This is a genomic window from Candidatus Seribacter sulfatis, assembly GCF_964187635.1.
Classification (GTDB): Bacteria; Verrucomicrobiota; Verrucomicrobiia; order Opitutales; family Seribacteraceae; genus Seribacter; species Seribacter sulfatis.
In genome coordinates this window covers 66240-87024 of sequence record NZ_CAXLMO010000098.1, presented here as the reverse complement: position 1 = coordinate 87024, position 20785 = coordinate 66240, and the positions used below count along the sequence as shown (strand labels likewise).

Here is a 20785-nt window from a genome sequence, read left to right as displayed (position 1 = left end):
GATTACAGCTTAAGATTTCGGAATAAATTCATATTTAAAATGAGTAAAATACCGTTTAAATAAATCTCCTTTTCCTTCGATTGAAAAAGTTTTTTTGGCAACCTTTTCAATAAAGGGAAGTGCTTCCAAATATTGAGTCAATGCTTCTTGTTTTACGCTATTTAATTCAATTAAGTGATTTCTCTTCTCGTTCGCGTCGGAGTCCTTAAAGGTTTCATCGATCCGAACTAAATATCTGCCAGAAAGTATTATTTTGTATCTCTTTTTTCCTTTCAAGAATTGAGTACCTATAATATTTTCTCGGCTTCTTGCGGAGACTTCTTGAAACCTTAATTCATCAAACCAAGCGTCCGATACATCAGCATGGTCCAATGATCCCTGCAACTGGTTAAGGAAATCTTGTATCACCCAACAGGAAAAACTTTTTTCTCTGAATATTTGATTTCGTTCGAAAACCAATTGATTAAGTTTATCAGTAAACAAGAACTTTTCCTGAAGTAATTCCTGGTCGGCAATATTTGATTTTAGGTCTCTTGTGCCCTGCTGTAATGAACTGAGTTCTTTTTCTAGCTCATCCTCCAGAGATGATTTATTCAAAATGCTCGGTATTGGCAGTAGTGAGAAAATAAATGCGGCGGTTAATAGCAGTGGTATTTTCTTTTTAAAGGATAAGTGCGTCAGCTTATTTGCAGGGAGTAAATTAAGAGGACGCTTTAAGGTATTCCCTTCATTACTATTCAAAATTGCAGTCGCAAGCCCAACTGGTTCGCCAATCATGTAAGGAAGAAGGGCACGCATTTCTTGGCTTATTCCATCCTCTAACAGTAAGCTCTTCAGGGGGTCAAAATAATCAATATCTAGGCTTTGGCTTTGGCTAAGGTATTCGGGTAAGTTGTTGAGCAGTGCACCTCTCCCGGCAAGAAACATCCGATTTGGAGACTTTCCTTTTTTAAGCCTTTTGTAGGTTACAATTGATCGGGTAATTTCTTGACTTGCTCGATTTAAAAACTGCTGCGAGCAATTTTCTAGTACTTGGACGCTTGGGTCTTCCGGTGAAAAAGCAACCTGTCCTGAAAAATAACTTTTTTTGATTTCCTCTGCTTTCTCAAATAATATCCCTAAACTGTCCGATATATTTTGTGTGAGAGCGTTTCCCCCTATTGCTATACTTCGGATAAGAAAGCCAGTGGGATTAATAAAAAGTAAATTCGTAGATTTTGCACCAATGTTAACAACAAGTGTCTCTTGTTGCTCTAATCCCACGCCCGATGAAATTAGTGCATTGTAATCCAGAATCGGTGCAGGTGTAATTTGCAGAGGGTTTAATCCAATCTCAACCACTTTTTCACAAAATGTTTCCGCAATTTCTGGCTTCACCGCAAAGGCAAGAATTTCCTGCTCTACCCCATCATCATCAATTACCTGATAGTCCCATATTAATTCGGCCAATGGGAATGGCATTTTTTGGGACAGTTCAAACGCTACTATTTTTTTCTGTTTCTCTTCGTTTACATGGGGAACACGTATTGTTTTGTTAAGAAGCAGGCTTCCGGGAAATATAAAACGTGCATCCCCTTTAAGTTTTTCGTTTTTACAGAGTAATTCCAATCCGGCAATCAATGAATCTAGCCAGATTTGGTCATTACTGTAGTCATAGTGTAGAGTTTGAAGAGCAACCTGCTTGAGTTTTAATTTACCACCTTCTGAAGAAAACACACTCGCGGACACATGAGAAATACCGCAATTTATAATTACTTCTCTCTTCTCGCTCATAAAAAGAAATGGCAGGAAATAAAATTAATATCCCGATCCCTTAATTCTCTTCACCGGTCCCACTCCTTCCAAGTAATTAGAACTGACAATGTGTGCGGGTAATAAAATTCCTTCATTTTTAGACGCATTTGATTGGGCCTGTTGTTTAAACTTTTGAAGTATTGTTTCCTCCCTGTATTTATCAAAAGAAATGGAGTCCGAAATTTCTAGTGGTATTCCATCGTATATTATTTCTACCACATACCCGACTGCATTAATATAGGTTGATAAAAAGCCATCCCTTTCGGCAATCGCGGCAGGAAATAAAAAGTGGGCATATTTTGTATTTCTATCAAATTTAACAGTCATATATTCCACTTCCGCACTGTAGTATTGATAAAATTCTATATCGGGCAATTTCAGGGTGCGCAGATTTTTCTTTTGATATTCATTAAGGAAACATAACGAAAGTCGAACTTTTATGTTATTGATAAAATCAATATTGATTAGGTCCTCCTTGCTCGACGGTTTTCTAGATTTAAATTTTTCCAGCAATGGATGGGTAACAAATACAAAGGGAACGGAGGCTTTGACCCACTGATCTGATTCTTTCGTAATGGTTATCTTCCCTCCCAGTTTAACAAATTGATCCGGATTTGCCTTCAAGTTTCCAATAAAAAGTACGGATACAAGAAAAAATAATGGAGTGGGTAAGAATTTCATGGGACTGAGCTTTTGTGGTTTTGTATTATGGTAGATTGCCATCTTTCCAAATCTTGTGTACATATAACAAGCATAAACTAATGGAATTTAAGATATCTTGCTTACTTTTTATTCGCAATCACGCAGAAAAAATTCTTTTACTCAAGAGGAAAAAATCTCCGAACCAAGGTTTGTGGAGTCCTCCTGGGGGAAAATTGAATATGAACATAGGTGAATCTCCTTACGAGTGTGCAGTTCGGGAGGCAAAAGAAGAAACTGGTATGACCCTGAATAATGACGATTTATCTCTCTTTGGCTATGTGTCCGAAAAGGGATACGAAAATTCGTGCCATTGGTTAATGTTTCTATTCGAATGTAAAAAGACTATTGTAAACCTTCCCCAAGAATTTGAGGAAGGATATTTTGATTTTTTTACTAGAGATGAAATTAATCATTTAGGAATTCCAGCATCTGATCATGAACTTGTCTGGCCTTTCTACGATAAACAAAAATCTGGTTTTTGGGGAGTATCTGCTGACTGCTCTAATCCCCTTTTACCTAAGATTAAGATTGAAGCGAGTCCCGAATAAATAGATAATTTCGAATTCTATTAACTTTTACCCGATTTTTTAAATTTATGGAAGGCTTACACCACGATACTATTTTAGAACCATCTGCAACAGATTCTGACAAAAAAAAGGGGGATCCAAAACTAGAAGAAAAAGAAAAAGCCCTACCGAACCAAGAGAGTGCCGAAGATTTTTCTACCTCCTCTGCGAATCAATCGCTTTCGGCTGAGGATAAGGTTGATTTGTATGAAAAAATGCTTCGGATCAGAAGGTTTGAAGAACGATCCCTTCGCTCCTACCAACAGGGTCATATTGGAGGGTTTTTACACCTCTATATTGGGCAGGAAGCCGTGGCAGTGGGTTCAGTTTCTATGCTTGGTGAAGACGATCATGTAATCACTGCTTACAGAGACCATGGTCATGCATTGGCAGTTGGGATGGATTTTGATGAATGCATGGCTGAACTTTACGGAAAAAAAACCGGTTGCTCCAAAGGAAAGGGCGGTTCGATGCATTTCTTCGCACCCGATAAAAACTATTGGGGGGGACATGGTATAGTAGGGGGACAGACGCCCCTTGGGTTGGGAATTGCTTTTGCCCTTAAGTATAACAAAAAAAAGGGATCATGCCTTTGCTTTATGGGGGATGGCGCGACGAACCAGGGCCCTTTTTATGAATCTCTTAACTTGGCTTCTCTCTGGAATCTTCCCGTCGTTTATATCATTGAAAATAATGGCTATTCCATGGGCACGGCAGAATCTCGACATTCCGCGGGGGACCCACTTGCACGACGGGGAGACGCTTTTGACATAGATTGGTCCGTTTCCAATGGGCATGATATTTACGAGGTAAGGCAGACCATTTCGGATGCTTTGGCTAGTGCACATGAAAACTGCAGGCCCTCGGTACTTGAAATTGTAACCTACAGATACCGCGGGCATTCGGTCGCAGATCCCGACCAAACCTATCGAAGCAAAGAAGAAATTGAGGAATACAAAACAAATAAAGATCCTTTAAATTTGTTTCGTGAGAAATTAATCAAAGAAGGTAACATTACGGAAGACCAAATTAAAACAATCGATAACAGAGCGAAGGGCGATGCGGATGCATCTGCTGAATTTGCGGATGCAAGTCCTTACCCAGATCCAAGTGAATTGATGGATGATATTTACTGGGAAACCGATAATCCTGATAAAAAAACATCTCAGGGCACCATGTTTTTCGAAACTCCAGCTTAATTCAAAAAATATAAATTTATGGCAATAATAACTTACAGAGAAGCACTCAATCAAGCTCTCTCAGAAGAAATCGAAAGAGATAACAATGTGGTGCTTCTGGGAGAAGAAGTCGCTCAGTTTAAGGGCTCATATAAAGTTTCGGAAGGTATGCTAGAAAAATTTGGTGCCGACCGAGTGATCGATACCCCTATTAGTGAAGCTGCATTCTCTGGACTCGCTGTGGGGGCTGCAATGATGGGTATGAGACCCGTTGTAGAATTTATGTTCTGGAGCTTTTGCTATGTTGCATTTGATCAAATATTTAATAACGCAGCAAGTGTGAGATATATGTCGGGAGGACTTATTAATGTTCCAATCGTTTTTAGGGGCCCCGCAAATGGTGGAACTAATGTTGGAGCGACACACTCACATACCCCCGAAAATTTTGCTGCAAATACACCAGGCCTTAAGGTAATTTGCCCAGCGACTCCAGCCGATGCGAAAGGAATGCTTAAAGCTGCCATTCGGGACAATGACCCTGTTTGTGTTATGGAAAATACCATTTTGTACAACATGAAGGACGAAGTTCCGGATGACCCCGATTTTATTATTCCTCTCGGGAAAGCAAATATCCTCAAAGAGGGTAATGATATGTCCATAATTGCTCACGGAAAAGCAGTTCATACCTCCCTGGAAGTTGCCCAAACACTCGAAGAGAAGCATAATATTTCCGTGGAAGTTCTGGATTTAAGGTCAATCCGACCCTTGGATGTTGATGCAATAATTAAAACGGTCAAGAAAACTAACCGAGTGTTACTGGTGGAAGAAAACAAACCGTTTTGTGGGGTCGATGCACAGATTGCTTTTCTTATACAAGACCAAGCATTCGATTATTTGGACGCACCCATTAAAAGAGTCTCCGCAATAGATGCTCCTCAGGCATACAGTAAAGCACTTGAAAATGTTCAAATTCCTGCCCATGACCGAATTTTGGCCAAAGCAATGGAACTAATTTAAACTTTAAAACATAAGATGGCTATAATTATAGAAATGCCCAAGTTGAGTGATACCATGTCGGTAGGTACTCTCGTGAAATGGCACAAAAAAGCAGGTGACCTCGTAAAGAATGGCGATATTTTAGCTGAAGTTGAAACAGACAAGGCTACGATGGAGCTAGAAAATTTTGATGATGGTACATTATTAGAAATTTTTGTAGGCGAAGGAGATGAAGTCCCAATTGGAAGTCCACTTGCCGCAGTTGGAGAACCGGGTGAAGAGGTAACTGCTCCTACAAAGCCCGCGGACGAGCCGGTGGAGGAAAAGGCGGAGAAAAAAGAAATTCCACCACAGGTCGAGGAAATTACTGCAAGCGATCCTGCTCCGGAAGCACAATTACAACCCGCACAACCGCAAACCGAAGTCACACGGATTACTGGTGATGACTCTGATAGAATATTAATATCGCCGCTTGCAAAAAAAATGGCGGGCGATCTTAATCTCGATTTAAATGACCTAAAAGGCACCGGGCCAAAGGGGAGAATAACCAAAAAAGATATTCTTTCCCATTCTCCTGAAACATCCAAGAAACAGGAGGTCACTGTTCCCGAAAATATTCCTACCCCTCAAACAAAAAAAATAAATTTACTCTCCCCTGGTATTCGAGAAGACCGGTTAATTCCGGTTTCTAAGATGAGATCAATTATTGCCCAAAGGCTTCTCGAATCAAAAAATACCATTCCTCATTTTTATCTTCAAAAAGAAATAAATGCCACTCCATTGAAAGAGGCACGAGTAGCATTAAATATTAAATTAGCCAACAGGAACCCTAATGCTCCGTCAAAGCTAACTCTCAATGATATTATTTTAAAAGCATGTGCTGAGACAATTTCACTCGTTCCAGAAATTAACAGTTCCTGGGAAGAAAAAGAAATCAAACTGCATGGCGGAATTCATCTCGCTTTTGGAGTTGCGGTGGAAGATGGTCTTCTTACTCCAGTTGTTCGGAATGCAGACCAATTAGCTCTAGAGGATTTATCTATCGAGGCAAAATCTCTTATAACGAAAGCCCGTACCAAAAAACTTTCTCCCAATGAAATGGCCGGGTCGACTTTTACAGTTACCAATTTAGGTATGTTTGGTATAGATTTTTTTAGTGGTATCATTAACCCACCGAATGCCGCAATTCTCTCGGTTGGTGCAATTGTCAAAAAACCTATTGTTGATTCTTTGGGCAATATAAAAGCCGGAGAAACGATGATGCTTGGATTAAGTTGCGATCATCGATTGGTAGATGGTGCGATTGGGGCTCAGTTTTTAAAACTTCTTGCTGAAACCCTAGAGAACCCAGCCTCTATGCTCGTATAAATATTAGGCAATCCGTTTATTTGCATCTTCGACAAGCCATTCTGAAATTTCTTTCATTTGTAAAGAAACTTGTTTCTTAGACTCGATTAAGTCTAGGGCATTCTTTTCACCGCAGCCAAATAAATAGTATTTAATTTTGGGTTCTGTTCCACTAGGTCGGATAGCAATCGTAAAACCGTTTTCCAATTCGAGCATAAGAAAGTTTTCAATAGATAATTCGTCTTCATCCTCATCTATGTATCCCTTATCTAAAAAATCTTTACACTTTACCACAGCAATACCGGACACTTCTTTTAATTTCGAGGTCCGATAGGATGCCGCGAGAGTCTTAATGGTCTCACTTCCTTCTGCCCCTTCAAAATATAAGTTTTCGGTTTTCTCTTCATGATAACCATATTTTTTGTAAAGATTATCAAGAAATTGTAAGGGTTCAGTTTTACTGGATTTCAAAAAAGCGAAAAGTTCGGCGATTGCTAATGCGGATGCATTTCCGTCCTTATCTCTGACTACATCTAGAGGTAAATATCCATAACTTTCTTCGACTGAAAGAATAACATAAGTTGAATATCTTGTAAGAATATCAATTCGAGCAAATAAATCGGTTCCGTCAAAGTCGATTGATAAACCTTCTTTTTCTTTGATTTCTATTATTGCTTGGTCTTCATACTTACCTAGCTTTTCCGCCATCCACTTAAAACCGGTTGGTGTATTGATACATTTTACCCCAAATGATTCTGCAATGCGAGAAATCATCGGAGTGGTAACAAATGTCTTTAAAATGGCCACCTGATTAGGACCTTCGTCGGTAATTATTTTCTTTCTTCTGGCCACAATTAACCGGTATTCAGAGAGCATGACAGCGACTTGATTACCTGTTAAACAAACATACTTCCCCGCTGATGTACGAACAGCTACTCCAATTCTGTCACTGTCTGGATCAGTTGCTAAAACAAGGTCAGATTTTGTTTTCTGTGCAACAGAAATTCCCTTTTTGAGTGCTGCAGGATTTTCAGGATTTGGAGAGTCAACTGTGCTAAAATTAGGGTCTTGCTGGTTTTGTTCGTCTACCACCGCAACTTCTACCCCGTGATCCCAAAGTGCTGGAATCGCCGATATTGATCCCGTTCCATGAATAGGAGTGAAAACAAGTTTGGGGGCGTGGTCTTTTAATATATCTGGATCCATCACGGAATCTTCGAGTGCTGCCCGATACGCCAAATCATCTTCAGTGGGTAATGTATTCCAATTTTTTTCTTCCGTTTTCAAGGAAAGAAGAGGTAATAATTCACTTACTGAAATTGACTGGTATCTATTAACTACTTCTTCGGCGTGGGGTGGTACCAGTTGTGAGCCATCGGCAAAGTAAGCTTTAAAGCCATTATCGTGTGAGGGGTTATGACTTGCCGTGATTACTACACCGGCATGTGCATATTGATGCCTTACCGTAAAACTTAATTGAGGGGTAGATCTTGCTCCTTCAAAAACAAGTGAATACCCGCCCAATTTGGTCCATGCAGATGCAGCTAATTCACAAAATTTTCGAGAAAAATGCCTTACGTCATGTGCTATGATAAGCCGCGGTTGTGCTAAAATACTTTCTTCTGCCAGCCACTTGGTAATATGTAAAAATAATGCCTTAGTGGCTCTTAAAACAGTAATTTCATTAAGCGTATTGCTTCCTACTGCTGCAAAACTTGGGGTTTCTTTTCCTTTTGTTTTACCTCTTTCTGCCCTGGTTACGTAATTGCCAATCGTTCGCCCTCTCATTCCGCCAGTTCCAAATGCAAGGTTTTTGTAAAATCGATTGTTTAATTCTTCCCAGTTTTCAGTATCTAATAATTCTGCTATTGAATCTATAATCCATTCTGGTATTTCTTTACACTCTGTTAATTCTAAAATGTTGTCCAAGGTGGACTGGTAAAGAAATTTATTTTCTTTGGCTTTAGTTAATTGAAGAGAGATTGATTCGTTTTTCATTAAATTGTTGGGATAAAAATTCGGGATGATTTCATCACATTGATGGTAGTATATATTTTATGTTATAAAATTTAAAAAATAAGAAAATTGAAATTTAATCGGTCACAATTTCTTTAGGAAATCGATATAAGCGTTCATCCTTTTTTCCATAACCGAGCTCTTTTCTCGCTACTGCATCTTGAAAGTCGGGGTCCCTTCGTAATTTGTCTAAAAATTGTCGATGATCGTTCGCCTCTGTCCGTAAGTCTTCTAGTTCTTTTTCTAAAACTGCTTCCCTCGATTTCCAGTGACTAAACTCATCATAGGCACGATTGAGTTGAAGCAATAAATAAATTGCCGCCGCGAATATTATAGAGAATATCGCAAATGTTACTAATTTTTTGGGTACCACTTCTGAAATTTTAAATTTGTAGGATACTGCAACCTATGTTTTCCACAAGTCTCTTTCACTTGTGTCCGGTAGAATAGATATCATGAAGTCGCAATAATCCCATGAGTTTATCTTGACCTGGTTCCGCAACAGGTAAAACAGATATTTGTTTAGAGCCCTCCTCCATGACCGATAATGCTTCACCTAAAGAAAGTGATGGGTCTATCGTTTTTGGTTCAGCGTTCATTATTTGCTTGGCCGTCATATTTAACAAATTTTTATTTTCCATTAAAGATCTTCTTAAATCCCCATCCGTTACAATTCCTAGTAATTTACCTTCCCTAACAACACATGCAGCACCTAAAGGATGTTTGGTCATTTCTATAACTAAATCACTAATTAGTGTATCTGAGAAAACTAAAGCAATTTCACTTAACGGATGCATTACATCATTAACATTGAATAATAAATTTCGCCCCAATTGTCCTGCTGGGTGAGTCCGGGCATACTCTGACTTTGTAAATTTTTTTCTTTTCATTAAACCTGATGCAAGTGCATCGCCTAATGCCGCAGATACCATAAAACTAGCAGTAGGAACTATTCCGAGAGGGTCTGCTTCGGATAATACAGAGGAATTTAAAAAGACATCCACTTTTTTTATTAATGGACCATCCGCATTTCCCATTATTCCAACTATTTTCCCTTTTCTTTTTCTAAATATTGGTTCCAAAAATAATAATTCAGGAGTACTGGCGCTGTTTGATAAAAATATTACTGGATCTCCTGTTTGATGAATTCCCAAATCTCCATGTACAGCTTCGGATGCATGTAAGAAGGAAGCCGGTGAACCCGTACTGCAAAATGTGGCTGCAAGCTTTTTTCCTAACAATCCTGATTTTCCTATTCCGCATACGATAATTTTGTTCTTCGGTTTAGACAATATATCTAATGCTTGAGAAAAGTTTTTTCCAAGTTGGGATGCAGCTCTGTCTATTGATTCACTTTCTTTTTTTAAAACCTTTACGGCTTCTTTTAATTCTTGTTCACTCATACCAATATTTTATTTTGGTTAAATACTTACATCTATTATATTAATCGTCACTAGTAATTGCTTTTCTTTTTTCCTGTTATGTTTCAAGTAACCTTTTCTGAACAAAGCCTCAAAGAGCTAAATTCTTTAGCTCAATCCGATCAACTTTATTTAATGGAGAAGTTAAGTTCTCTTACTAGCAATATTCTTTCTGGAGAAGATAGTAGTATAGGAAGTTTTATGAGAAATGGTAAAACTTTTTTTCGGCTAAGGATTGATGACCTTAGAGTATATTTTGAAAAAGTTGATATTTCTCTTCATTGTCACTTCATATTACAAAAAAACTCGTTAAACGATTTCTTAATTCGTTGTAAAATGCCTGCCTCCAATGATGCCGTCTTAGAAGATCATCAAAGTTTTTGGGAATACTTAGAGTCTTTGGCAAAAAAATGAATAGCTTGTTAAAAAGATGTTTATCAAAAAAACTTTTTCACAGTTTTTTTCAAGTTTCAACTTTGTCGGATGTTACTCTTTTTTTATTCACAGTCTTTTTTTTCATAAGTTCCTTGTCTCTTAAAAGTTTAGATAGTTATTGCTCTTTTTTCCTTCTATAATAATGAATAGTTTTTATATATGTTTACTTATCTTTAATAATTATAGATTGAAGATAACTTCATTTTCAGACAAAAAGGATAACAATGAAATTTAAGATAAATCGAGACCATTTCAGTTCAGGGCTCCAATTGGTGACAAGTGTAGTCGGTGCAAGAAAAACGATGCCTATCCTCCAAAATGTTTTAATCGAAGCAAAAGATGGACTGGTTAGGCTCACCACAACCAATTTAGATTTGGGAGCAAGATGTTCAGTAAAGGCTGATGTCTCTACCGAGGGGTCGATAACCTTGCCGGTAAAGGAGGTGGGAAGAATTGTTAGAGAACTTGCAGACATTGAAGTAAGTGTAGAAACTTCAGATCATGCGAAAGCAACAATTAGCACAAGGGGATCAATATTTAATGTGGTGGGAATGGATAGCAAAGAATTCCCTCCCCTTCCCGAACTGGAAGAACAGAAGGAGTTCACCCTAGAGAGAAACGAAATCATTTCTATGCTCAAAAGTGTATCCTATGCCCAATCAGTAAATGAAGAAAGGTACATGTTAAAGGGAGTCTTTTTTCAATTTAGTAAGGAAAAAATATCGCTAGTTGCTACAGATGGCAGAAGATTAGCGGTAACAAACCGAGAAATGAAAGTAGATGAAGGGGATGAAGGGGAATTTATATTACCTTCTTTAACCGTTTCAGAAATAGAAAAGCTTCCTGATATAGGTAATGAGATCAGTATTTCATTTACCGATAGACAGGTAGCTTTCGAATTAAAGGTTAAAGCAGATGACAATTCAACAGGTGGATTTAGAGAGTCCGTCTATCTTGTTTCAAAAGTAGTCGAAGGAAAATACCCAAACTATAAGCAGGTCATCCCTAAAGATGATTTTAACCATGCAGAAATTGAACGAGAATTAATGCAAGAGTGTGTCCACCGTGCAGCTTTAGTCTCCGATGAAAAAGTAACACTACGGATCAAGTCAGAGGAGATGGAAATAACAGGCCAAAGTGTGGTAGGAGATGCCTGTGAATCAATGCCTATAACCTACAGCGGAGAAGATGCAGCAGTGTCGTTTAACCCAAGATTTTTGTTAGACCCCCTAAAATCGATAACTAAAGATAAAATATCATTAGAGTTTAGAGACGATATGAGTCCGGGTGTTTTTAAAGTAAATGAAACCGAAGGAAATAAACTATCTTTTCTTTGTGTTGTAATGCCAATTAGAACCGATTAACCCACTACGGTAAAAATAGGGGTTTTGTAGTAATTAAATCTGAATTAGTTGGATAATTAAATATTTTACCTTCGTAATTTTTAAGAACCAAACCATTTTCATCAGATTTAATTATGTAATTCGGGTTGATTGGTATTTTTCCACCTCCACCTGGTGCATCAATCACGAACTGAGGTATGGCATATCCGGAGGTAAATCCTCTTAACTCCTCTATAATTTTTAGTCCTACCGACGGATCAGTGCGTAGATGACCGCTACCCTCTATTAAATCGCACTGGTATAAATAATAGGGCTTAACCTTCATCATCATCAAACGGTGAATTAAGCTTTTTATTGTCTGTGTATTGTCATTAATTCCCCTGAGTAATACTGCTTGATTGCCAAGAGGAATGCCATGTGCAACAATTTTCCTACAGGCATCATATAATTCCTTAGTACACTCAAGCGGGTGATTTATATGAATACTCATCCATAAGTTTTCTTGTTTCGAAAATATTTTTAAGAGTTGATCAGTTAATCTTTGGGGAAGGAAAACAGGAACACGAGAGCCTATTCTAACAAACTCGACATGGGGAATACTCGACAAACGGTTAAGTATATACTCGATTTTATCATCCGATAAAATTAATGGATCTCCACCGCTAATGAGTACATCACGAATAGACTTATTCTCTTCGATGTATTTAAAACCAGCTTCTATAGAAGGATGAAACCCATACTTTTGTGCATTCGATACTAGCCTACTTCTTGTACAGTATCTGCAATATGAAGCACACCGATCCGTTACTAGAAACAAAACCCTGTCTGGGTACCTGTGTACGATACCAGGCACTGGCATCGTGTTTTCTTCCCCCACCGGATCCTTCTTTTCAACCCTGGAAATAACAGACTCAAGACCGGAAGGAAGAAGTTGTTTTCTAATTGGACAATTAGGGTTATTAGGGTCGATTAGATTAAAAAAATAAGGTGTAACAGCGACAGAAAGTTTACTTTGAGCAATATCAAAACCTTGAATTTCATGTTCTGTTAACTGAATAAACCGCTCAAAATGTTCTTTTTTGGTTAAACGATTTCTCATTTGCCATTTCCAATTAAACCAGTCTTCATCAAGGGTTTTAGACCAATGGCCTTTTCCGCTAAACCAGTTTTCTTTTTCGTCTAATGGGTACATTTGTGAAATAAATTAAGTAAACATAACCTTCTACTCATTGTTTAGAAGATATTCAAACATTATGAACACAGAAAATCTTATAAAGAAAGTAACGATAATATTAATACTAAAGGTATTAGCTACTGTTGTAATGGGAAACGAAAAGAAATTCACTCTTGAAGAAATTAATCCTTTTGCCCTACAGGGGGTAGATTCGAAGGTGTATACGAATAAAGATCTAATTGGTGAACGCGGAACTTTACTGATTTTTTTATCGAATCATTGTAGGATATCCCAAATATTTCAAAAGAAATTAGTTGAATGTAGCGAAGAATGGAAGTCAGGAGGTATTAAAATACTTGTATTTTCCCCTAATTTTGAAAATGCAATTCTACCAGATGAATTAGCGTATTCAGACTCAGGAGATTCTTTTCAAGAAATGAAAGAAAGAGCTTTAAGTGAGAGTTATAATTTCCCCTATATTTATGACGGAAAAGAACAAATAGTAACCAAAAGCTTAGAGGTGAAAATTACCCCCAGTGCATACCTTTATGATAGTTTGGGAAAAATTATATATTCAGGCAGATTGGGGAATCACGAAAAACCAGAGGAGATAAAAAACGGAGAACTTAATCAAAATATAAAAAAATTAATAAACGGGAAGAAGGTAGAATTTAACAGAACTAGGAACTTTGGTACTGCAGTAAAATTTAAAAAGGATCTTTATTTAGCCGAAAACGTAAAAAGAAGGTATTCGGGTGAAACAATTCAAATAAATTATGCCGATGAAAGAAGACTAAATTTCTTTATTAGACAAAAAACAAATTATCCTAAGTTTTTTTACATATGGAGTTTACATGAAAACCAAAAACAAAATCGAGAAAATTTAATAACTATTTCTTCCAATTATAAAATATTTCGGAAAAGAGGTCTGAAAGTCTATACAATTTGTATTTGTAAGGAGGAGGAAAGAGAAGATGCACTTGAAATACTGAAGCAAGCTCAATTATCATCTTATAATTATTATTCTTTGGGCAAAGAGATTTCAGAAATAAGTAAATTAAGGTCATCAGAAGGAGAAAAAACAACACCGTTTTGTCGATTATTAACTGGAGATAATAATTTTAGATTTGGAACTAATGGTTTAATAGAAGAAAAAATTCTAACTGTTTCTTTTTTACAAACCTTAAATGCTAATTAAAGTATAGAATAAAAACAAAACAGTCGGAAAAAAGAACTGGATAATTATTTTAGTGCTATTTTTTTTAATTAAATTAGCGAGTAAAAGAATAGCAATTATATAAAAAAAATGAATTGAGTTATCTAGCTCGCTTTTACCTTCTATTTTAAAATAGGTTAAGTCAGATACTGTTAAAATGTTTAGAAGATAATCTAGTATATTGTAAAGTCCTGAAAAAAGGATTGAAAAATAATCAATTTCAATAAATATTGATAATGATAACATTAAGAAAATAAATACTATAAATATAAATGCAATAGGAATTGCTATTATATTTATTATTATCGAACCTGGTACTATAATGTTAAAATAATCATAAACAAGCAACATACTTCCACAAAAAGCAGAATAACTAGTAAGTAGTGAATTTATAAAAAAATTACTAAAAGTATATTTATATTTTTCTATATACTTTTTTATTTGTATATTAAAAACAATAATAGATGTGACGACGGTGTAAGATAATTGAAATCCAATTTCCATTACTGAGGATGGGTCATTGATAAGAATCAGTAAGCAAGAGGTAGACAATGAGCATAAAGCGCTTTTCCTCTTAAAAAAAACGATAGATAATTGCCAAATATTTATCATCATACATGCCCGTAATGCCGATGGAGGATAATTAACCATATCTAAATAAACAAATAATATTATAGCGATTACTATTTCAGATATGTACCGGTTATATGTTATTAAAGAAATCAAAAATTTTATAATTAAATATATAAACCCTATATGAAGACCACTTACTGCAAAAAGATGTAATGTTCCGCTATTCTGAAATGTTAATTTCTGTGAATTAGACAGCATGTTTTTATTGCCCAAAAGAATCGCGTTAAGGAATGCGTTTAATTGCTCTTCATTTTTTGCAGAAATAAGCAGTGTTTTTTCTATTAAAAATTTTAATTGAAGTAGAGTATCCAGCCTCTTGGCTTTCGTCATATTTAAAATTTTACAATATTTAAGAGTAGTAAGATATTGATTATTGGTAAACTTGCTTGAAAGAACTCCCTTTACCTTGATTTTTTTCTCCGTCAAATGCGCGATTTCATTATTTTCAAATCTGCATAAAATATGTTGATTTACCAAATCTTCATTTACTTTTGGTGCGGTTTTTACGCTTGCAACATAATAATTGTAGTTTAAATTGTTAACTTTTCTTTTTATTTTAATATCTAAAACCACTTCCCTTTTTGGGGTATCTTCAGGCATTTGTAATATTTTAAAATCATAGTTTTCAAGTAAAATGATAAATAGCAGTATTTCGAATATTCCGAGAAATAATATTTTATTTTTCTTAAGTAAAAAATAACTATAAATAAAAATCTTTAGAAAAATATAAAATAGGAAGATATTTACTATTAAGGCATTTTCAAAAATTTGATTTTCAAAAAGTAGAATAAAAACCAAATACGGAATTAATATACTTACAACAGGGTTTCTCATCCTTTACTAATTGTTTATTCAAATCAAGATTTGCACTATCAGCAGAAAAAACTAATCTGAAAAAATGTTATACGACCGACCATACATGCAGAAACCCTTTTCTACCCAAGACAAATCCGTTGTAGAAATTCTCATAGTCGTTCTCATAGTTTGTTTTCTCGTTAATTCAATTGTTGGTATTTTCTCTTCTACCATAAATAATTTTATTTTTGAAAATCTTTATTTTTCTGCAGGAGCAATTTCTAGTTTTTTGCTTTGGACCCTATTCACTTATTCTTTTTTTCATGATGGTCCGTTTCATTTGATATTTAATTTATTGGGTCTTTATTTTATTGGGAGAGCGGTTGAGTCTGACATTGGAAAAACAAATTTCATTTATTTATTAATCATTGGCTCTGCTCTTGGTGCTTTCTTTTGGTTAACATTTAATAATAGTGGGCAATTTTTATTGGGCTCCTCTTCAATGGTTATGGCTTGTTTATCAATATATTGTTTAAAACAACCGGATAATCCTATTACTCTTCTTTTGTTTTTTGTTTTACCTTGTAAGGTAAAGCCTCGATGGATCTTGATTGGAGTTTTAAGTATTGAAGTATATGGGTTTCTATTCAACGAAATTTCATCCTCTTCAGATATTGCTCATTCTGCTCACCTAGGAGGACTTTTAGCCGGTGGATTGGTTTTTTACTTCCTTCGACAAGGCAAAAACTTCCCTTCATTTGTTCTCGATACTTCGAAATCTAAGTTTTCATCCAAAAAGAGTGGTTCTTCCACGGTAGATAATAGCGATTTTAAAATCAATTTTTCTAGTACATCAGAATTACAGAAAGAGGTTGATCGCATATTAGATAAAATTAATGAATCCGGTTTCGGTTCTTTAACCTCCAAGGAAAAGGTAACTCTGGATAAAGCAAAAAGTTTGCTTAGAAATTAAATCTTTAATACAAAAATAATTATGTATACCTATAATTTGTCTATTAAATTACTAGTGCCATATCTGATTTTGGTTTCATTTAATCTTGTTTCTCTAAAGCAAGTAAGGGCGAGTGATATACAACCCACTTCTTTAATGCAGCAAGAAACCAAATGGTTAGTTCAAGCCCTCCAGCAAGCTCATTTTAATAAAGTATCTATAAAAAAACTTAATTCAACAGATTTCGTTACGAGCTACTTAAATAAGTTAGATAAATCAAAATTATATTTCACTCAAACTGATGTAACAGAATTTATCAATCGGTATTCCCCAACTTTAGTTACGTTTTTCGAGCAAGGAAATCTGTTTCCTGGCTTTGAAATCTATAATTTTTATAAAACTAAATCCATCAAGAGATTAGACTGGGTGATGGAATTTTTAGAGTCTGACTTTAGCTTTGATTCAAATAATTCATATAAATTTGATCGGGAAGATGCGGATTGGGAAACTAACAACGAGGGATTAGATGGATTGTGGAAGAGACTAATTGAATTTGAAATCTTAGGTGAAGTTTTGTCCTCCATTGAAACCAATTCAACCAATACAGAATTTAGTAAAAGTGAAATGGAAAAACTTTCTTCTGATTCTAAGGTTAAAGTTCGTAAAAGATACGAGCGTTGGAAAAAAAGTATACTTGAATTCGAGTCTACGGATGTGCAAGAATTATATTTAAGCACTTTAACTCAAATGTTTGACCCCCACACTACATTTATGAACATTAAAGAAAAAGAAAAGTTTAATCAAACTATGAACAACGAGCTTGTTGGGATTGGGGCAGTTTTATCGGATATTGATGGTTATTGTACTATTACTGAATTATTACCGGGTGGACCTGCAGAATCTTCAAGAGAACTTAAATCGAAAGATCAGATTATTAAAGTGGCACAAGCGGAAGGTGAATTTGTTAATGTTGTAGATATGAAATTATCCAAGATTGTCGAGTTGATCAAAGGTCCCAAAGACACAGTTGTGAGACTTGAGATAAAACCTGTCAACGATCCGGCATCGACCAAGATAGTAAGAATTATTAGAGATAAAATTAAACTCACATCAAATTTAGCATCTGCATCAATTCATAAAGTGAAATTCGAAAAGGTTGATCGAAAAATTGGTGTTATTGAATTACGGACATTTTATGGCTCTAGTGGGAGTGGTCCAAAAGCAACAGATGATGTAGAAGAATTACTAGAAAAGTTAAAAGAGGAAGAAACAGAAGGAATTATACTTGATTTAAGAAGAAATGGTGGCGGTTATCTAAGTGAAGCGGTTAACTTAGCCGGTTTATTTATTTCGAGGGGGCCCGTTGTTCAGGTTAAGAGTACCGACGGAAAAATTCGCAAGAAATTTGATTTTAACCCTAAATTAGCTTGGGACGGTCCTCTTATAGTTTTGGTTTCTAGATACAGTGCTTCCGCCTCTGAAATCGTTGCAGGAGCTCTACAGAATCACAAGAGAGCAATTATTGTTGGTGACAAAACAACCCACGGGAAAGGAACGGTTCAGTCTCTCATACAAATGAATCTACCATTCAACTTTAACGCGTCTTCTGGTAAAAAAAGTGCGGCGAAAATAACTATTCAAAAATATTATTTACCATCCGGTAAGAGTACTCAAATTCAAGGTGTAGAAAGCGATATTTCGATGCCAACAATCAACACCTATTTGCCAATCGGAGAATCGGATTTGGATAATGCCTTGCCTTGCGACAGTATTGCTCCAGTCAATTTCAGGCGACCCGCAAGTGAATTTGTTTATGATTTAGATGACATCCAAAATCTAAAAGAGAAAAGTTTAGGAAGACAGCAATTGTTGCCCGAGTTTGTTTACCTTAATAAAGATGTAAATTGGTATAAAAATAAGAGAGAGGAAACTACTCTATCCTTAAATCTCCAAAACCGTAGGGATCAGAAAATCAAAAACCAAAAATTTAGTGATTCAATGTCGGATGATTTTGAAATTCTTTCAAAAAGTGCTTTTGTCAGAAAGAATATAAATCTTAACATTGTTGATATTCAGAATACAAAATCACGAGAAGTCAGGGGCGAGGACAATGATGATAGTAACGCAACCAATCCCTACAAATTTCCTTCAAACTTCGATATAAGATTACACGAAACATGTCGGGTTATGTCTGACTGGGTTGGTATGATAGAATCAAGAAACTTAACGCACCAAAAACCGGAATTAAAGGATGAAATCTAGTATCTATTTTTTTCTCGCTATAATAAATCTTTCTCGGTTTGAAAAATCTTTAATTACTTCAATGTTATAAAAATGGTTTTCCATTTTGGGTATCAAAGTATTTTTATGTCCTAATCCAGTTTCGAGAGCGATTATTCCATCTTTGCGAAGATTGGTTTTAGCGTGTTCAATTATCTTAATCAAATCTGTAGTGCCACCTGTAGATACAAGTGCAATTTTTGGATCATATAATCTTACTTCACTTTCTGCATCTTTCCATTCCTCAATACTTAAATAGGGCGGGTTAGAAACAATTATATCGTAAACATTCTCTAGTTTTTGGTTATCCCAATCAAATTTTTTAAAGTGTACATTTTTTAATTTATGAAACGATGCATTTTGATTAGCGAGATCAATTGCATCACTAGATTTATCTAAACCGATTCCGTCCCAAAGTTTATTTGTCTTGCAAAGCGTTATCAGTATCGCACCACTTCCTGTTCCTAAATCTAAAAATTTTCCACTTAATTTTTTTCCGATTCTTTCATTTATTAATTCGGTCAGGTATTCTGTCTCGGGTCTTGGAATCAATGCTCTATTATCACAATATAACTCAACTCCTGCAAAGTTAACTTTTCCAAGAATATGTTGAAGTGGAATTCTTTTTCCCCGTTTAATAACAAATTCTCTAATCTGATTTTGGTACTCTAGGTCGACCGGGTTTTCAAATTCTAAATATAGTTCTACTCTTTTCTTCTTGGTTATAAATGACACAATCCATTCCACATCACATTTAGGACTAGGAACTCCTTTTTTTCTCAGAAATTCAGTAGATAAATTTATGATTTCCAAAAATGATAACGGAGGTTTATTCATTTTCAGAAAGCATATTTTCTAATTTAATCTTTTGGTCCTCTTGGCTAAGTGCATCAAACAAATGATCTAAATCTCCTAATAATGCTTCATTTAATGCATGTGACGTATAATTTATTCTATGGTCGGTGATTCTACTTTGTGGGAAATTATATGTTCTTATTCTCTCACTCCTATCTCCAGTCCCAACTTGGTCTCTTCTTTCCTTTGCGTATTTTTCTCTTTCTTCTGTCTGTTTTAAATTCAATAATCTTGATTTTAAAACAGTCATGCCCTTATTTTTATTCTTCAATTGCGATCTTTCATCGGCACAATAAACTGTAAGTCCTGTTGGTTTATGCAAAATCTGTACTGCTGAATCAGTTGTATTCACACCCTGGCCCCCTGGCCCACTTGCTCGGCAAACATTTATTTCCAATTCACTCGGGTCAATTTTAATTTCTACATCCCTCGCTTCGGGTAGAACTGCCACTGTCGCGGTTGATGTGTGAATTCTTCCACTGGCCTCCGTTACTGGTACTCTTTGTACACGATGAACCCCGCTTTCGAATTTAAGTTTTGACCACACTTCCTGCCCCTTTAAAAGAAATATAACTTCCTTAAATCCTCCTGTTTCTGAAGTACTTTGGCTCATACATTCGAAATTCCAATTCTTATTTTCTGCTAGTTTGCAGTACATTCTATATAAATCGGATGCAAAAAGCGAAGCCTCTCCCCCTCCTGCTCCCGCTCGAATTTCTATAATTGTATTTCTGCCTAAGTCCGGATCCTCTGGCAGCATGGAATAAAGTAAAGTTTTATGTAAAGAGGGGATTTTAATTTCTAATTTCTCAATTTCTTCCTTTGCTGTTTCGGCAAACTCAGGTTCATTGATTAATTCTTTGGCATCTTCTATCGCCTTTTGGCAAATCGAAATTTCTTCAAATTGTTCGAGAATAACTTTTATCTTGCTGTGTTCTCGAGAAATTTTAGTAGCGAGTTCTTGGTCTTTAAAAACGGACGGATCCGCAAGTTTGGATTCAAGTTCATTGTATCGTTGCAGAAAGGGTTCAATGTTTGGTAAATCAACCATGGACCATACCATAACAGAACAAAATTTCTTT

Annotated in this window: 18 protein-coding genes; 9 read left to right on the top strand and 9 right to left on the bottom strand. The window is 35.8% G+C overall.

The annotated features are described in order from the left end of the window. Positions 1-9: 9 nt before the first annotated feature. Positions 10-1773, bottom strand: a complete 1764-nt coding sequence (gene pilM, locus ACKPQ5_RS09400) for a pilus assembly protein PilM (protein ID WP_407678847.1) — start codon at positions 1771-1773, stop codon at positions 10-12. A 24-nt stretch (positions 1774-1797) separates the two neighbouring features. Continuing rightward, positions 1798-2475 carry a hypothetical protein gene (locus tag ACKPQ5_RS09395; protein ID WP_407678846.1) on the bottom strand — a complete coding sequence of 226 codons (678 nt, stop codon included), beginning with the start codon at positions 2473-2475 and terminating at the stop codon, positions 1798-1800. Positions 2476-2555: 80 nt separating this feature from the next. Between ACKPQ5_RS09395 and ACKPQ5_RS09390 the strand changes: the two genes are divergently transcribed. From ACKPQ5_RS09390 to ACKPQ5_RS09375, 4 genes are read left to right on the top strand one after another with little or no spacing between them, the layout of a single operon-like run. Then, positions 2556-3044 (top strand): NUDIX hydrolase, encoded by a 489-nt coding sequence (locus tag ACKPQ5_RS09390; protein ID WP_407678845.1) that lies wholly within the window; start codon positions 2556-2558, stop codon positions 3042-3044. A gap of 47 nt (positions 3045-3091) precedes the next feature. After that, on the top strand, positions 3092-4261 hold the full coding sequence (pdhA, locus tag ACKPQ5_RS09385; RefSeq protein WP_407678844.1) for a pyruvate dehydrogenase (acetyl-transferring) E1 component subunit alpha: 1170 nt from the start codon (positions 3092-3094) through the stop codon (positions 4259-4261). An 18-nt stretch (positions 4262-4279) separates the two neighbouring features. Continuing rightward, the gene (locus ACKPQ5_RS09380) at positions 4280-5257 is read left to right on the top strand and encodes an alpha-ketoacid dehydrogenase subunit beta (protein WP_407678843.1); all 978 of its coding nucleotides are present in this window, start codon (positions 4280-4282) and stop codon (positions 5255-5257) included. A 15-nt stretch (positions 5258-5272) separates the two neighbouring features. Next, positions 5273-6604, top strand: a complete 1332-nt coding sequence (locus tag ACKPQ5_RS09375; protein ID WP_407678842.1) for a dihydrolipoamide acetyltransferase family protein — start codon at positions 5273-5275, stop codon at positions 6602-6604. A gap of 3 nt (positions 6605-6607) precedes the next feature. Here ACKPQ5_RS09375 and ACKPQ5_RS09370 read toward each other — a convergent pair whose 3' ends face one another. The 3 genes from ACKPQ5_RS09370 to ACKPQ5_RS09360 all read right to left on the bottom strand — a co-directional run bounded on the left by ACKPQ5_RS09370 (position 6608) and on the right by ACKPQ5_RS09360 (position 10002). Further along, positions 6608-8581, bottom strand: a complete 1974-nt coding sequence (locus tag ACKPQ5_RS09370; RefSeq protein WP_407678841.1) for a phospho-sugar mutase — start codon at positions 8579-8581, stop codon at positions 6608-6610. Positions 8582-8675: 94 nt separating this feature from the next. Beyond that, positions 8676-8972 (bottom strand): FtsB family cell division protein, encoded by a 297-nt coding sequence (locus ACKPQ5_RS09365; RefSeq protein ID WP_407678840.1) that lies wholly within the window; start codon positions 8970-8972, stop codon positions 8676-8678. Positions 8973-9027: 55 nt separating this feature from the next. Next, positions 9028-10002, bottom strand: coding sequence for a KpsF/GutQ family sugar-phosphate isomerase (locus tag ACKPQ5_RS09360; protein WP_407678839.1), 975 nt, complete (start codon positions 10000-10002; stop codon positions 9028-9030). 57 nt (positions 10003-10059) lie between these two features. Here ACKPQ5_RS09360 and ACKPQ5_RS09355 point away from each other — a divergent pair, with 57 nt between their 5' ends. Both ACKPQ5_RS09355 and dnaN read left to right on the top strand, forming a co-directional pair. Further along, positions 10060-10434 (top strand): type II toxin-antitoxin system RelE family toxin, encoded by a 375-nt coding sequence (locus tag ACKPQ5_RS09355; RefSeq protein WP_407678838.1) that lies wholly within the window; start codon positions 10060-10062, stop codon positions 10432-10434. Between the two features lie 245 nt (positions 10435-10679). After that, positions 10680-11819 (top strand): DNA polymerase III subunit beta, encoded by a 1140-nt coding sequence (gene dnaN / locus ACKPQ5_RS09350; protein ID WP_407678837.1) that lies wholly within the window; start codon positions 10680-10682, stop codon positions 11817-11819. A gap of 4 nt (positions 11820-11823) precedes the next feature. On the opposite strand, the gene ACKPQ5_RS09345 is transcribed toward dnaN, so the two are convergent. Then, on the bottom strand, positions 11824-12990 hold the full coding sequence (locus ACKPQ5_RS09345) for a KamA family radical SAM protein (protein WP_407678836.1): 1167 nt from the start codon (positions 12988-12990) through the stop codon (positions 11824-11826). Positions 12991-13051: 61 nt separating this feature from the next. Between ACKPQ5_RS09345 and ACKPQ5_RS09340 the strand changes: the two genes are divergently transcribed. After that, positions 13052-14170 (top strand): thioredoxin domain-containing protein, encoded by a 1119-nt coding sequence (locus ACKPQ5_RS09340; protein WP_407678835.1) that lies wholly within the window; start codon positions 13052-13054, stop codon positions 14168-14170. Here the strand turns inward: ACKPQ5_RS09340 and ACKPQ5_RS09335 are convergent. Beyond that, entirely contained in the window at positions 14156-15655 is a 1500-nt protein-coding gene (locus tag ACKPQ5_RS09335; RefSeq protein WP_407678834.1) for a ComEC/Rec2 family competence protein, read from the bottom strand. The two genes, ACKPQ5_RS09340 and ACKPQ5_RS09335, sit on opposite strands and share 15 nt — an antisense overlap. Positions 15656-15719: 64 nt before the next feature. Here ACKPQ5_RS09335 and ACKPQ5_RS09330 point away from each other — a divergent pair, with 64 nt between their 5' ends. Beyond that, positions 15720-16589: a rhomboid family intramembrane serine protease gene (locus tag ACKPQ5_RS09330; protein WP_407678833.1), complete on the top strand. Its 870-nt coding sequence runs from the start codon at positions 15720-15722 to the stop codon at positions 16587-16589. 21 nt (positions 16590-16610) lie between these two features. Continuing rightward, positions 16611-18830 carry a carboxy terminal-processing peptidase gene (locus ACKPQ5_RS09325; RefSeq protein WP_407678832.1) on the top strand — a complete coding sequence of 740 codons (2220 nt, stop codon included), beginning with the start codon at positions 16611-16613 and terminating at the stop codon, positions 18828-18830. 3 nt (positions 18831-18833) lie between these two features. Here ACKPQ5_RS09325 and prmC read toward each other — a convergent pair whose 3' ends face one another. Together prmC and prfA are read right to left on the bottom strand one after the other, a co-directional pair. Then, entirely contained in the window at positions 18834-19685 is an 852-nt protein-coding gene (prmC, locus tag ACKPQ5_RS09320) for a peptide chain release factor N(5)-glutamine methyltransferase (RefSeq protein ID WP_407678831.1), read from the bottom strand. Beyond that, complete coding sequence (prfA, locus tag ACKPQ5_RS09315) at positions 19678-20766, bottom strand: peptide chain release factor 1 (RefSeq protein ID WP_407678830.1); 1089 nt, start codon at positions 20764-20766, stop codon at positions 19678-19680. The genes prmC and prfA overlap by 8 nt, the downstream gene beginning before the upstream one ends. Positions 20767-20785: the final 19 nt, after the last annotated feature.